Annotated in this window: 11 protein-coding genes; 6 read left to right on the top strand and 5 right to left on the bottom strand. The window is 72.6% G+C overall.

Translation table 11 applies throughout. The features are described from left to right. Nucleotides 1–34 precede the first annotated feature (34 nt). Nucleotides 35–1330, top strand: coding sequence for a GH1 family beta-glucosidase (locus FXF65_RS14170; RefSeq protein ID WP_148350370.1), 1296 nt, complete (start codon nucleotides 35–37; stop codon nucleotides 1328–1330). Here the strand turns inward: FXF65_RS14170 and FXF65_RS14165 are convergent. After that, on the bottom strand, nucleotides 1327–3489 hold the full coding sequence (locus FXF65_RS14165) for an NACHT domain-containing protein (protein WP_187412281.1): 2163 nt from the start codon (nucleotides 3487–3489) through the stop codon (nucleotides 1327–1329). The two genes, FXF65_RS14170 and FXF65_RS14165, sit on opposite strands and share 4 nt — an antisense overlap. Nucleotides 3490–3648: 159 nt before the next feature. On the opposite strand from FXF65_RS14165, the gene FXF65_RS14160 reads away from it, so the two are divergent. Both FXF65_RS14160 and FXF65_RS14155 read left to right on the top strand, forming a co-directional pair. After that, the gene (locus FXF65_RS14160; RefSeq protein ID WP_148350368.1) at nucleotides 3649–5337 is read left to right on the top strand and encodes a protein kinase domain-containing protein; all 1689 of its coding nucleotides are present in this window, start codon (nucleotides 3649–3651) and stop codon (nucleotides 5335–5337) included. A 47-nt stretch (nucleotides 5338–5384) separates the two neighbouring features. Beyond that, nucleotides 5385–6149, top strand: coding sequence for a methyltransferase domain-containing protein (locus tag FXF65_RS14155; protein WP_148350367.1), 765 nt, complete (start codon nucleotides 5385–5387; stop codon nucleotides 6147–6149). Here FXF65_RS14155 and FXF65_RS14150 read toward each other — a convergent pair. Continuing rightward, nucleotides 6146–6907, bottom strand: coding sequence for an endonuclease/exonuclease/phosphatase family protein (locus FXF65_RS14150; protein WP_187412280.1), 762 nt, complete (start codon nucleotides 6905–6907; stop codon nucleotides 6146–6148). The two genes, FXF65_RS14155 and FXF65_RS14150, sit on opposite strands and share 4 nt — an antisense overlap. Before the next feature lie 664 nt (nucleotides 6908–7571). Between FXF65_RS14150 and FXF65_RS14145 the strand changes: the two genes are divergently transcribed. Both FXF65_RS14145 and FXF65_RS14140 read left to right on the top strand, forming a co-directional pair. Next, complete coding sequence (locus FXF65_RS14145) at nucleotides 7572–7802, top strand: hypothetical protein (protein WP_148350365.1); 231 nt, start codon at nucleotides 7572–7574, stop codon at nucleotides 7800–7802. 45 nt (nucleotides 7803–7847) lie between these two features. Continuing rightward, a complete protein-coding gene (locus tag FXF65_RS14140; protein WP_148350364.1) occupies nucleotides 7848–8855 on the top strand; it encodes an AraC family transcriptional regulator in 1008 nt (335 codons plus the stop codon). Between the two features lie 74 nt (nucleotides 8856–8929). Here the strand turns inward: FXF65_RS14140 and FXF65_RS14135 are convergent, their stop codons facing one another. The 3 genes from FXF65_RS14135 to FXF65_RS14125 are packed head-to-tail and all read right to left on the bottom strand — an operon-like array spanning nucleotide 8930 to nucleotide 11362. Further along, entirely contained in the window at nucleotides 8930–9463 is a 534-nt protein-coding gene (locus tag FXF65_RS14135) for a GyrI-like domain-containing protein (protein WP_148350363.1), read from the bottom strand. Then, nucleotides 9460–10218, bottom strand: coding sequence for a MerR family transcriptional regulator (locus FXF65_RS14130; RefSeq protein ID WP_148350362.1), 759 nt, complete (start codon nucleotides 10216–10218; stop codon nucleotides 9460–9462). Before FXF65_RS14130 ends, FXF65_RS14135 begins: the two co-directional genes overlap by 4 nt. Nucleotides 10219–10261: 43 nt before the next feature. Then, nucleotides 10262–11362 (bottom strand): CapA family protein, encoded by a 1101-nt coding sequence (locus tag FXF65_RS14125; protein ID WP_342787306.1) that lies wholly within the window; start codon nucleotides 11360–11362, stop codon nucleotides 10262–10264. Between the two features lie 205 nt (nucleotides 11363–11567). On the opposite strand from FXF65_RS14125, the gene FXF65_RS14120 reads away from it, so the two are divergent. Further along, entirely contained in the window at nucleotides 11568–13811 is a 2244-nt protein-coding gene (locus FXF65_RS14120; RefSeq protein ID WP_148350361.1) for a molybdopterin dinucleotide binding domain-containing protein, read from the top strand. Nucleotides 13812–13919 lie beyond the last annotated feature (108 nt).

Genomic DNA, 13919 nt, shown 5'->3' with positions numbered 1-13919 from the left:
TCGCATTTCCGAAGGCTCCGGGGAGGGGACGGCGATGGGTCTGCCGCAGGGGTTCCGCTGGGGCGTCGCGACGGCCGCCTACCAGATCGAGGGCGCGGCCGACGAGGACGGGCGGGGACCGTCCACCTGGGACACCTTCGCCCGGACGCCGGGGCGCACCCGCGACGGCCACACCGGCGACGTCGCCTGCGACCACTACCACCGCTGGCCGGAGGACGTCGCGCTCATGGCGGGCCTCGGCGTGGACTCCTACCGGTTCTCGATCGCGTGGCCGCGCGTCCAGCCGCGCGGCAGCGGCCCGGTGAACCCGAAGGGCCTCGACTTCTACGACCGGCTCGTGGACGGCCTGCTCGCGGCGGGGATCTCGCCCGCCGCCACCCTCTACCACTGGGACCTCCCGCAGCCGCTCGAAGACGCGGGCGGCTGGATGGAGCGCGACACCGCCTACCGGTTCGCTGAATTCTCCTACCTCGCGGCCGAGCGCCTCGCGGACCGCGTCGACATGTGGATAACTCTGAACGAGCCCGTGGTCGTCATGGCCTACGGCTACGCGTTCGGCGTCTACGCCCCCGGCCGGACGCTCATGCTCGACGCGCTCCCGAGCGCGCACCACCAGCTCCTCGGCCACGGCCTCGCGGTCACCGCGCTGCGCGGCCGGGGCGCCCGCGAGGTCGGCCTGACGAACCACTACTCCCCGGCCTGGGCCGCGTCGCCCGCCGACCGCCCGGCGGCGGACGCGTTCGACGTGTTCATGAACCGGCTGTTCACCGATCCCGTGCTGCTCGGGCGGTATCCGGACATCATGGGCGACGCGCCGTTCGTCCGGTCGGAGGACCTGGCCGTCATCGCGTCGCCGATCGATTTCCTGGGCGTGAACTACTACCAGCCGACGCGGCTCAAGAATCCGGCGGAGGGGCCGCTCCCCTTCGACATCGTGGACATCTCCGAATATCCGGTGACCGGGATGGGGTGGCCGATCGTCCCCGACGCTTTCCTGTCACTGCTGCGCACCCTCGATTCCCGGTACGACCTGCCGCCGCTCTACATCACGGAGAACGGCTGCTCGTTTTCGGACGAGATCGGCCCGGACGGCGCGGTGGACGACTCGTCCCGCATCGCCTTCCTGGACGCCCACATCAACGCCATGCGCAAGGCCATCGGCGAGGGAATCGACATCCGCGGCTATTACACGTGGTCGCTTCTCGACAATTTCGAGTGGTCGGAGGGCTACCATCCACGGTTCGGGCTCGTCCACGTCGACTACGAGACGCAGAAGCGGACGCCGAAGAAGTCCTACGACTGGTACCGCGACCTGATCGCCGCTTCCTAGGGCCCTCCGGAGTTCGCGGCGTCCTGGACGAGACGCCCCTGCAACCGCGCGTGCCGGAACTGGTAGATGGAGCCGATCCTGCGGAGAACGCCCCGTGCGTGCGCTTCCTCAAGGAACCCCATGAGCCGCCACGGAAGGCGCCCGCGCAGCGCGTACCAAAGGCGGCTCAGTGTGTAGGACGGCCACGCGCAGGCGAAAGCCGACATCGCGAGGCCGAACACGAGACCCGAACCCAGCGCGGAGGTCAGTCTCCACGCCACGCCCGCCGCACTGGTCTCGGACCCGAGGCCCGCCAGGGCGACGAGGAATGTCAGAAGGGTGGTGAGACCGGAGATGAAGAAGGCGAGCGCCCGGTCGTCCTTGAGAGAGGAGCCGGGGCTGGACGCGGAACTGTGCGGCTCCAGCTTGAAAATCCACCCCGCCACCCATCCGACCGTTCCCAAGGTCAGCACCAAGGCCGAAATGATCAGTGCGCTCGCGACGACCGACCCGATGGCCACGCCCAGCAGATAGGGCGCGGAGAAATCCGCCGAGAACCCGGATTTGGCGATATCGCCCGCCTCCACCAAGGCGAAGAAGGGCAGGGCGAGCATGAGGACGACCCAAACGAACAAGCGGAGGTCGCTCCAACCCAGATTGCCGAACCCCGGCTTGGTGACCTTGAACCGGAGGTTCAGCCTCGCGGGCTCATGCGGATTGAGCGCGATGTGCACCAGAAAGCCGACCAGCAGAATGGTGAAGAGGTATCCGCACACGGTCGCCAGTACCGCACGGTCGCCGAGCAGTCGGGAACGTGCCATCGAGTCCACGAAGTCGGTGAGCGACGATCTGCCGGCACCGGTGGGCGCTTCGAGGAGCGCGCCGCCGACCGTGCCCGCGAGGATGGTCGCGCGCCATCGCGGGGTCCGGCGGGCGATGGCCCACCAGCGCAGATCGCGGGAGCCGAGGTCGTCCATGTGGCGGGCGAGGAAGGCCAGTCGTTCGCGGGCGCGCTCCGCCCGCGCGGTCCGCGCCGGGTCGCCCGCCGTTCCGCCGAACGCGGCGGTCACGAACTTCTCCAGGAGGTGCTCTTCGACGGCCTCCTTGTCCGGGAAGCGCTGCCGATCGGTCAGGTCGGCGGGATCAGACGAAGGCGAGTCGTAGACCGTCCGGGCGAGGCTCACCATCAATGGCACCGAGAGCGCCTGCGACAAAGGCTGGTCCGCGCCGCCTTCGAGGGCGGCGAGAAGCGGTTCCCAGCGCTGCGCGTGAGAACCGTGCGGGACCTTCTTCCGCAGGAAGTCCACGACCTCGCGCGGGCGCAGCGGCTCCAGTTCCACGACCGCCGCTCCGGTGAGGACGTCGCCGGATTCCACCACCGCGCGGAACTCCTCCATCCGGCAGGTGAGCACGACGCCGCCGTCCAGGACCGACGACCGGTTCAGCGCCGTCATCGCGAGCGGGCTCGACGACGACTCGATCTCGTCGAGGCCGTCGAGGATCGGTGTGATCCGGCCCTCCTCCAGAAGGCGGCGCGCGGCGTCCTTCCCGTATTTGGACGAGCGCTGCAGAAACCCGTAGTCCTCTTCCAGCCGCCGGACGAGCCAGGTCTTCAATTCCTCCGCCGGGTCCCACGAGGCGAGCGAGAAGATGACGGGCACCGGATCGCCCTCTTCATGCTTTTCCAGCAGCCCGAGGGTGAGCAGAACCGCGAGCGCCGTCTTCCCGGCGCCGGGCGCGCCGAGAATGACCAGCCGCCGCGTCGGGACCCGTTCCAGCGCCTCCACGACGCGAAGGGCGTCGCCGTCCATCCGGAAACGCCTGGACCGGCGTCCGAACACCACTTCGCGATGGTCCGCGAGATCGGCGGGCGCCGCCGACCAGCGCACGGACAGCACCGGTTCCGGGCCGAGAAGTTCGCGGTTCGCGGCCTCCGCCCGCCAATCCCTGCGGACCACGGCCACCAGGTCGGCCGCCGCCGCGTCGACGCCTTCCGTCGAATCGGGCGCGTCCCCCTGGCGGCCGATCCAGCCGACGGTCGTCACGACGAGCGGCGCCAGCGCCAGAATGGCGGCGAGCCAACCGGCCTGCTCCAGTCCGCGGATCCGCCAGACGGCGAAAAGGGGGACGCAGAGAACGAGCAATGCCGCGGCGCCGACCGCGAGACGCCACCGACTCATGCGGACATCATCCTCGTCGGCGCGACCGCCGGAGAAGGCCCGGCCGGAGAAGGCCATTCGGGAATCCGCGGAATGGCGTCCGCCCAGATGGGCACCCCGCTCCCCGGCTCCCGGCCCGGATAGGCTGCTCTCCTCTCGCCGCCGCCGTGGAGGTCCCGGATGCCCGAACCGCGCCCGCTGCGCCCGACCGATCCGCGCGAGCTCGGCGGGTTCCGGCTGACGGCCCGGATCGGGGAGGGCGCGCAGGGCACCGTGTTCCTCGGCGAGTCGGACGACGGGCAACGCGTCGCGGCGAAACTCCTGCACGCCGACATCGGCCGGGACGAGCGCGCCCGCACCCTGTTCGACCGCGAGCTGGCGGCGGTCCGCCGGGTCGCGCCGTTCTGCACCGCGCGGGTCCTCGCCGCGGAGGCGGACGGCGACCTCCCCTACATCGTCAGCGAGTACATCGAGGGGCCGTCGCTGCGCGAGCTGGTCGCCGAGCGCGGCGCGGCGTCCGGCGAGGACCTGGTCAGGCTCGCCATCGGCACCGCGACCGCGCTGGCCGCGATCCACGAGGCGGGCGTCGTCCACCGCGACCTCAAACCGGCGAACGTGCTGCTCGGCGCGGACGGCCCGAAGGTGATCGACTTCGGGATCGCGCGGCCGCTGGACGCGACGTCCGCGACCATGACCGGCGCGGTCGGGACGCCCGCGTACATGGCGCCCGAGCAGTTCGCCGGGTCGGCGGGCGGCGCGCCGCTGGACATGTTCGCGTGGGGCTGCACGATGGCGTTCGCCGCGAACGGCGTGCCGCCGTTCGGCGCCGACACCGTCCCGGCGATCATGCAGCGGGTGCTGACCGGCGAGCCGGACCTCGGCGCGCTCACCGGCGACCTGCGCGGGCTGGTCGCGTCCTGCCTGGCCAAGGACCCGGCGAGCCGTCCGACCGCGGTCCGGGTCCTGCGCGGGCTGCTCGGCGACCGGCTGGACGCCGCCGCGGCCGGGTCGGAGCGGAACCTGCTCGCGGAGGGCACGTCGGTCGCCGGGCACCGGCCGTCCGCGCCGCCTCCCCCGGCGTTCCCGGTCGGCCCGCCGCCGGTGTACCAGTACCCGACGAACCCCGCGGGTGCGCCGAGACCGGGGCGGGGGCGGCGTGCGCTGCTGATCGCCGTCGGCGCGTGGGTGGGTGTGCTGGCGGTCGCCGGTGGGGCCGTCGGCGTCTTCCTCTGGAACGACCGGGAGAAGCCCGCGGCACCGACCACCCAGTCGAGTCCGGGCAGCAGGACCGCTCTGGCAGGTCAGTCCAGTCGCAACTGCGTCTACACACGGGAAAGCGTCGGCGGCGTCAAGGACGTGGGAACGCCTTCATCGCAAGTACCCGCGACCCTGCCGACACGGGCCACCATCAAGACCAACCGGGGCACGTTGCAAGTACGGCTGGACGCGGCCAAGGCGCCCTGCACCGTGAACTCGCTCGCCTTTCTGGCGGGCAAGAAGTACTACGACAACACGCCCTGTCACAGGCTCACGACCAGTGCCGGTCTGAAAGTGCTCCAGTGCGGTGACCCGTCGGGTAAGGGCTCCGGAGGTCCCGGCTACAAGTTCGCCAACGAGAACACCACGGGAGCGCGCTACACCCGGGGAGTGGTCGCCATGGCCAACGCGGGCCCCGGCACCAACGGAAGCCAGTTCTTCATCCTGTACGCGGACGCGACCCTGTCCCCCGACTACACGCCCTTCGGCGAGGTCACGTCCGGCCTGGAGACGGTGGACGAGATCGCCAAGGCCGGGGCGGGCGACGAGAACGGCCCCGGCGACGGCAAGCCCAAGCGCCCCGTGACCATCACAGAGTTCCGAACGGCCTGACGCCCCGCCCCCTCCAGCCCGCACCGGTCGCCGTGGATCATGGACTTATGGACGGGACGACCTTCGAGGAACTGGTGGCGGAGGCCGAGGCGGCTCCGGTGGCGGGCTGGGACTTCTCCTGGCTGGACGGCCGCGCGACGGAAGAGCGTCCGTCCTGGGGATACCAGCGCCTGATGTGCGAGCGGCTCGCCGACGCCCAGGCCGCGCTGGACGTGGAGACCGGCGGCGGCGAGGTGCTCGCCGGGGCGGAGACGTTCCCGCCGACGATGGCGGCGACGGAGTCCTGGCCCGCGAACGTCGCGCGGGCGACCCGGCTGCTGCACCCGCGCGGCGCGGTGGTGGTCGCCGACCCGGGCGGACCGGCGCTGCCGTTCGGCGACGCGGCGTTCGACCTGGTCGTGAGCCGTCACCCGGCCGTCGTCCGGTGGGCGGAGATCGCCCGCGTGCTGGCCCCCGGCGGCACGTACCTCGCCCAGCACGTCGGCCCGGCCAGCGTGTTCGAGCTGACCGAGTACTTCCTCGGCCCGCAGCCGGAGGCGCGCCGGAAACGCCACCCGGACGTGGAGAGCGCCGACGCCCGCGCCGCCGGGCTGGACATCGTCGACCTGCGCTCGGAACGGCTGCGGATGGAGTTCTCCGACATCGGCGCGGTCGTCTACTTCCTGCGCAAGGTCATCTGGATCGTCCCCGGGTTCACCGTCGAGGCGCACCGCGAGCGGCTCCGCGAACTGCACGAGCGGATCCGGCGGGACGGCCCGTTCGTCGCGCATTCGTCGCGCGTCCTGATCGAGGCGCGCAAACCCGCCGACTAAGCGGTGCCGACCGTCAAGGTGGCGTCGATTCCGAAATGGTCGGAGAGCTGGACGGCGCCGCCGTCGGCGAGGCGGACGTCGTCCTTGAAGACCAGCCGGGTCGTCGCCTCGATCCCCGGCCGGACGAGGATCTGGTCGATGGGCTCGAACTCCGCGATCTCGGGACGGAACGTCGGCTCCGCGTCGCCCGCCAGGGCGTTCGCCAGCCCGGTCGCGTCCGTGAACGCCCGCAGGAATGGCGATTCGCGGGGGACGTTGAAGTCGCCCATGACCGCCATCGGTTCGGTCCGGGGAATGCGGCCGATCGCGGCGGCCAGTTCGCGAAGCTCGGATTCCTCGACCTTCGTATAGACGTTGGACGGGGACCAGTCAACGTCCAGATTCGCCGAAAGGTGCGTGTTCACAACGGTCAGATATCCGTCCGGAAGGCGGACGCGGGTGAACAGCGCCCCTTTGCGCAGTATCCATTCGGGACGCGCTGGAAGGGACCGGGTGTACGTCAGGAAATGGCTCCGCGTGATCGGCCAGCGCGAAAGCGTGACCAACCCTCCGCGGACGAGCGGAAACCCGCGGACGTGCGCCCGATGCGGGTAGGACGGCGTCCCGCCGCGCAGCCGGGCGAGGATGCGCGGGGAAATGACCTCTTGAAGGCAGACGACGTCGTAGTCGGCGCGCTCGACGATTTCGGCCAGCGCCCCGATCCGCGCGCGGACCTGCCCGCGGAACAACGTGTTGAAGGTGAGGACGCGGACCTTCATCGCGCGACCCCCGCCCCGGCGAGGCGACATAGCTCGACAGGGCGTCGGAGGTCGTCCCAGGTGACCATGCCCGCCACTCTACGTGCGCCCCGTACCGACCAGGAGGCGCGACGAGAGGGGCGGTCGGGCGGCGCGGCCGGATCCGGCCATCGCCTCCGTGGGTCGGCGAACCGGGAACCCGTGCCTCCGGACGGCCGGAGCACCCGCCGCCACCGCCTCGACCGGTACGCCCGCCCAGGTGAGCGCGATCTTCGCGCGCCACCGGCTTCCCCCACCGCGCCGGGCCTCCCGCCTGGCGCTCGGCCCTCCCGGAGCCTCTCCACCGGACGCCGAACGGGTTGCGAACCGCCCCATTCCCGCGTTTCGGCTAAATCAGAAAAAGGGGTCGAAGCTCCCTAGCTGCCCGGCGAGATCCGCTATCTGTTTCGCGTTGATGCGCGCGGTCGGCTGATGCATGATTGGAGCTTCAGCGGCTCCGCCCCCGGGAGGCGAATCAGTTCCGAATCCCGCCCCCCGGGGTCAGCGAATTCAACGCCCCGAAGGCGGCCCCCCACTCTTCGCGACGCCGGAAGTGCAGACGATGCGCAGCGACCCCGCATATCCCTTACTCGACGGCGGCCCGGCCTGCTCGATGCCGAACTGCGGGCGTTCTTCCCGCTTTCACGTGCGTTTGGAGACGGTCCCGGCGCCCGGAGCCCGGACGCCGGGAGCCCGGACGCCGGGACGCGATTCCTGCGGCGCCCATCTCGCGGAGATCGTCCACGAGACGGCGCTCTGGGCCAGGGCGCGGCGACGGCGGCCCGCGACGGTCGTCGTCTACGCGACCACGCACGTCCGGCGTCCGAACGAGCCGGGGCCCTTCGACCGGGTCGCCCTCGGGACCATTCCCATCTAAGAGGGTTTGTTCAACCGCGAGGGCCCGGTACCGTCCCACACCACCATGACTGCTCCTACCGCTTCCCAACCCCTGTCGGCGTACCGGCGGGTCGCCAGCACGGAACTCGACGTCCTGCACGACGCGGTCGAACCGTTCGCCGTCGGGCACGACCTCCAGGCCCGCAGGCCCGGCGCCCCGCTGGACGGGGTCGTCAACGCCGTCACCCTCGGTTCGGTCAGCCTCGTCTGGGTCCGGTACGGGGGCGGCGGCGTCATCGTGGACACGCCGCCCACCGAGGGGCACTTCGCCATGTGCGCTCCGATGGCGCCCATGGACGTCGAGTACCGCTCCACCCGGAAGCGCTCCACGACCGGCGGCGGGCACGTCCTGTCGCACGACGAGCCGATGCGGCTGGTGCCGCCGCCGCGGCGCGGCTGCCTGGTCGTGTCGACGACCACCGGGCGGCTCGCCGACCACCTCGCCCGCCAGCTCGGACGCGAGCACGGCCCGCCGCCCCGCTTCCTCAACTCCGGCGGGAAGGCCGTGCTGCCGTCCTCGATCGTGGACCGGACGTGGCGGCACGTCTGCGACGTGCTCGACCACGCCACCGCGCACGGCGGCCTGCACCCGCTGGCGGAGCGGAACCTGGAGGAGTCGCTGCTCACCGCCATCCTGCTCGGCCTCCCGCACACCGCGGCCGACAGCCTCGCCGAGCCGCCGCCGCGCCCGCCGCACCGCCTCGCGGGCATCGTCCGGGACTGGGTGGAGGCGCACCACCGGCGTCCGATCGGCGTCGCCGACATGGCCTCGGCGGCCGGGATCGGCGTCCGGCAGCTCCAGGCCATCTGCCACGCCGAGTGGGGCATGACGCCGACGCAGCTCCTGCGCGGCGTCCGGCTCGACCACGCGCGCACCGCGCTGCTCGCGGCGACCCCCGGGCCGCGGACGATCACCGAGGTCGCCGGGGCGGCGGGCTACGTCCACATGAGCCGGTTCGCCGCCCACTACCGGCAGCGCTTCGGCGAGACGCCGTCCCAGACCCTCAGACGCACCGCCCCCGACCCGCGCTAGCACGCGGCCGACCCAAGAGCGGAGGCGTGGTTTCCCGTGAAACCACGCCTCCGCGACGGGCCGTCCTACAAGGGCTACCGGACGGGCTGCCTCAGGATCGTGCGCATCTTCGCAGGGTCGGTCTCCCGCGTATCGGACAGGTAGATCTCGTGGTGGAGTCCGTTGGGCACGACCCCCTCGGCCTCCATCAGCGCGCCCATCTTCGCCAGGGACGCGGGCTCGTCCGCGTACGCGCCGCGATGAAGCACCTGCACGCACCGTCCACCGCCGTACCGGACGTGCTGGACGCGCGCCGCCGCCGGAACCTTCGCCCGCACGTCCTCCCGCGCCCGGTCGATCGTCCCGAGGTCGTCCGGGAGGCGGAGGAACAGGTGCCACCGCCACTCCTCGCGCGGGACGTCGAACGGCGACCGCTCGTCCTCGACCCACCAGCGCCCCTCCAGCGGGGCCATCGGCGCGCCGAGCGCGCCCATCACCGCGTACAGCGCGCCCACGCTCGCGCCGTAGGCGGCGCCTCCCGGCTCGCCGCGACCGGTCACCGCCAGGCCGGACACCGGCCCGTGCTCCACGATCTCCGGTTCGCCGGACGCCTCGTACCAGCCGTTCATGGAGAGTCCTCCACTCTGATCATCACCCGGGTCTCCAGGCGTTCGGGCGGCGTGGTCGCGGGATCGTCGAGGTACACCTCGCGGACGGGACCGGCGGGCGTGTGCCCGTGGTCGCCGATCCACGCGAGCACGCCATGGACCGTGAGCGGGATCTCCTCGTACGGGCCGACGTGGACCGCCGCGGCGAACGGGCCGCCGGGCAGGACGCCGTCGCCGTCCGCCGCCTCGATCACGACGCGGACGTCGAACTCGTCCGCCATGTCTAGCGGGAACAGGCCGACGAGCAGGCCGCCCGGCGCCATCCGCGGCAGCAGCCGCGCGACGCACGCCCCGGTGGCGACCGGAATGGTCGCGGGCGTCGCGGGTTCGCTCGCGGTGAACACCCGGCGGGCCGGCTCCCGGACGATCGACACCGCGACGTCCGGCAGGCCCTCGGCGACGACGCGGTCGAGCAGGCGCAGGCCGCGCAGCCGCCGGTCGACGTCGGCCTCGATCCGGTCCCGCGCCTCGCGGAGCGCGCCGCCCCCGTCCCCGGACAGGACGCGGGCGACCACCGGCAGCGGGACGTCCATCGCCCGCAGCAGGCCGACGAGCAGCGCGTCCCGCGCCTGGCCCGGCCGGTAGTAGCGGTACCCGGACGACGGGTCGGTCCACGCCGGGGCGAGCAGGCCCAGGTCGTCGTAGTGCCGGAGTTGCTTGACGCTCAACCGGCACAGCCGGGCGAACCGTCCGATCGGCAGGAGATCGTCGCTCACGGGCACCACCCTGGGCCCTCCCACGAGGGGAGGGTCCAGCCGGTCAGGACGGGCGCGCCTGGAGGCCGGTGCATCCCCGCAGCCCGTTCCACCTCTTGACGCCGGCCACCGCCGACGCGCCCTTCAGCGGGATCGGGAGGCCGCCGGAGATCCGGGCGGGCGCCCATTTGTCCTTGACGACCTTGCCGTTCTCGACGCGCAGGAACAGCACGCCCGACTCGGCCGTCTGGCCGCTCGCGGACGAGAACACGAAGTTGCCCATCCCGTAGTGGACGTACGAGCCGTTCATGTACCCGCCGCCCAGCGGGACGTGGGCGTGGCCGCCGACGACGATGTCCGCGCCCGCCGCGACGAGCTGCTGGGCGAGCTCCTGCTGGCGGGGCAGCGGGCACGACCTGAGCTCCTGGCCCCAGTGCAGGTGGACGATGACGACGTCCGATCCCTTGCGCGCCTCCTTGACCGCCTGCACCATTCGCGGGATGTCCTTGGCCGACGCCAGGCCGCCCTTGGCGTCGGTGGCCGTCCACCTCTCGATGAGGTTGTCGTCCAGTACCTGGGTCGCGCCGATGATGGCGAGCTTGTTGCCCTTCACGGTGACGCGGTAGGGGCGGTATGCCTCGTCCGCGTTCTTGCCTATGCCGACCACCGGGAACCGGCTGCGTTTGATGGCGGCGAGGGAGTCGCGCAGCCCTTCCTCCATGTAGTCCATGCCGTGGTTGTTGGCCATGGACGTGACGTCCACTCCGGCGGCCTTGAGCGCGGTCAGCGCGGTCGCCGGGGCGCGGAAGGTGAACTGCTTGCCGGGCGCGGGCGTCCCGCCGGTCGTGATCGCGGTCTCCAGGTTGACCATGGCGAGGTCGGCGGCGCGGAGCTGGCGCGCGACCGGGCCGAGCGCGGTCGCCGGGTTCGCGAGCCGGGACCGCAGCGACCCCTCGAAGTGCGTGTCGCCGCCGAACGCCAGGACGATCGACTGCCGCGCGGCCGGCTCCCGGCCCGCCGGGGCCTGCGTGCCGCCGGACGTCCCGGGCGGCGGCGTCGCGCCCTTGGCGTCCGAGTCGCCCGAACCGCCGCCGCACCCGGTGGCGGCCAGCGCGACCGCCCCGGCCATGACCGCCGCCGCTGCCGCCTTCCCCCGCATGCCCATCCCCATACCTCCGCACGCCCCCTGCGGAGCTCCCGGATCAGACGCCCCAGCATGCCACGGGCGCCACATAGCGCGGGAGAACGCCCCCTGACCTGCTTGGACGGCGACGATCCTCACACGCGGACGACACAGCGGGTCACCCACCGTGGCCAGGCCCGCGGAGCCGGGGAATGATGGGGACGGTCACGTTCACAAGGAGTGCTCGATGGGCGACCGCACGGCGTTCCGCACCTGTCCCCTCTGCGAGGCGATGTGCGGGCTGGAGCTGACACTCGACGACGCGGACGCGGTCACGCGGGTGCGCGGCGACCGGGACGATCCGTTCAGCCGCGGGTTCATCTGCCCCAAGGGCGCCACGCTCGGCACTCTCGACGGCGACCCGGACCGGCTCACCGAACCCCTCGTCCGCGCGCCTGGAGCGGACGACCGGACGGCGGCCGGGTGGGACGCGGCGTTCGAGACCGTCCGGGACGCGCTGTCCGGGATCGTCGCGCGGCACGGCGCGGACGCGGTCGCCGTCTACATCGGGAACCCGGCCGCGCACTCGATCGCCGGTCCGCTGTACGCGGGCGCGATCGTGAAGGCGCTCGGCACCCGCAACCTGTTCACCGCGAGCACCGCCGACCAGATGCCGAAGCACGTCGCGTGCGGGCACATGTTCGGCGACCCGCTCGCGATCCCCGTGCCCGACCTCGACCGCACCGGCCACCTGCTGATGCTCGGCGCGAACCCGCTGGAGTCGAACGGCAGCCTCGCGTCCGCGCCCGACTTCCCCGGACGGCTCAAGGCGATCCAGGCGCGCGGCGGGAAGGTCGTGGTCGTCGACCCGCGCCGGACGCGGACGGCCGCGCTCGCCGACGAGCACCTGTTCATCCGTCCGGGGACGGACGCGTTCTTCCTGATGGCGCTGGTCCGCACCCTGTTCGCCGAGGATCTGGTCGTCTCGGCGGAGCATCTCGACGGGCGCGTCAACGGCCTGGACGACCTGCGCGCCCTGACCGTCGACTTCGCGCCGGAGCGCGTCACGTCCATGACGGGCGTCCCGGCGGAGACGATCCGGCGGACGGCGCGCGAGCTGGCCGCCGCGCCCCGCGCCGCCGTGTACGGGCGCGTCGGCACCTGCACGCAGCCGTACGGGACGCTGAACAGCTGGCTGGTGGACGTCCTCAACGTCCTGACGGGGAACCTCGACCGCCCCGGCGGGGCGATGTTCCCGCGTCCCGCGCACGCGCCCGTGTACCGGCGCAAGCGGCCGTTCACCACCGGGCGGTGGCGCAGCCGCGTCCGCGGGCTCCCCGAGGTCAACGGCGAACTGCCGGTCGCGACCCTCGCCGACGAGCTGGACACGCCCGGCGAGGGCCAGGTCAGGGCGCTGATCACGATCGGCGGGAACCCGGCGCTGTCGGCGCCGAACTCGGTCCGGCTGGACCGGGCGCTCGGCGGCCTGGAGTTCATGGTCAGCGTCGACCCGTACCTGAACGAGACGACCCGGCACGCGCACGTGATCCTGCCGCCGCCGCGCCCCGCGCAGACGCCGCACTACGACGTCGCGCTGACCGGGCTCGCCGTCCGCGACTACGCGCGCTACTCGCCGCCCGCCGTCCCGCTCCCGGACGGCCGCCCGGACGAGGCCGCCATCCTCGCCCGGCTCGCCGTGCTCGCCTCCGGCGCGGACGCCGACCCCGCCGTGCTCGACGACATGATCATCACGTCGGCGCTGGCCCGGGCCGCCGCGCTCGACGGTTCCCCGGTGCACGGCCGCGAGCCCGGCGAGCTGCGCGAACTGCTCGACGCCGACGCGCCGCCCGCCGAGCGGCGGCTCGACATGATGCTGCGGCTCGGCCCGTACGGGGACGGCTTCGGCGCCGACCCGGACGGGCTCACGCTCACCCGGCTCCGCACCGAGCACCCGCACGGCCTCGACCTCGGCGCCCTCAAACCGCGCCTGGACGAGGTGCTCTGCACCACGTCCGGACGGGTCGAGCTGTGCCCGTCCACGTTCGCCGCCGACGTCGACCGCCTGCACCGCGCCCTCCGCGAGCCCGTCCCGTCCGGGCTGGTCCTGATCGGACGCCGCCACCTGCGCTCCAACAACAGCTGGCTGCACAACGTCCCCGAGCTGGTCGGCGGCTCCAACACGTGCACGCTGCTGCTCAACCCCGCCGACGCGGCCCGGCTCGGCGTCGCCGCGGGGGACGCGGTGCGCGTCTCGTCCCGGACGGGCGCCGTCGAGGCCGTCGCCGAGCCCACCGACGCCCTCATGCCCGGCGTCGTCAGCCTCCCGCACGGGTGGGGGCACGACCGCTCCGGGACGCGGACCGGGGTCGCGCGGCGGCACGCGGGCGTCAACGTCAACGCGATCACGGACGAGCGGGAGATCGACCCGCTGTCGGGCAACGCCGTCCTGAACGGCGTCCCGGTCACCGTCACCGCCGTCACCACCGGTTAGCGGACGCCCTCGCAGCTCACGCGCCTAGCACACGTCGGCCCCGTGGTTTAGCCCCTGCCGCCTACAGGTACGTATGACTGGCCGCAGGTGAACGCGGACGACTAGTGT

The organism is Actinomadura syzygii (assembly GCF_008085905.1).
Classification (GTDB): Bacteria; Actinomycetota; Actinomycetes; order Streptosporangiales; family Streptosporangiaceae; genus Spirillospora; species Spirillospora syzygii.
This window is presented reverse-complemented; position numbering and strand designations above follow the sequence as displayed.

Coding starts and splice junctions, on each gene's coding strand:
- FXF65_RS14170 (WP_148350370.1), top strand. CDS start 35: ATGGGTCTGCCGCAGGGGTTCCGCTGGGGCGTCGCGACGGCCGCCTAC.
- FXF65_RS14165 (WP_187412281.1), bottom strand. CDS start 3,489: ATGAGTCGGTGGCGTCTCGCGGTCGGCGCCGCGGCATTGCTCGTTCTC.
- FXF65_RS14160 (WP_148350368.1), top strand. CDS start 3,649: ATGCCCGAACCGCGCCCGCTGCGCCCGACCGATCCGCGCGAGCTCGGC.
- FXF65_RS14155 (WP_148350367.1), top strand. CDS start 5,385: ATGGACGGGACGACCTTCGAGGAACTGGTGGCGGAGGCCGAGGCGGCT.
- FXF65_RS14150 (WP_187412280.1), bottom strand. CDS start 6,907: ATGAAGGTCCGCGTCCTCACCTTCAACACGTTGTTCCGCGGGCAGGTC.
- FXF65_RS14140 (WP_148350364.1), top strand. CDS start 7,848: ATGACTGCTCCTACCGCTTCCCAACCCCTGTCGGCGTACCGGCGGGTC.
- FXF65_RS14135 (WP_148350363.1), bottom strand. CDS start 9,463: ATGAACGGCTGGTACGAGGCGTCCGGCGAACCGGAGATCGTGGAGCAC.
- FXF65_RS14125 (WP_342787306.1), bottom strand. CDS start 11,362: ATGGGCATGCGGGGGAAGGCGGCAGCGGCGGCGGTCATGGCCGGGGCG.
- FXF65_RS14120 (WP_148350361.1), top strand. CDS start 11,568: ATGGGCGACCGCACGGCGTTCCGCACCTGTCCCCTCTGCGAGGCGATG.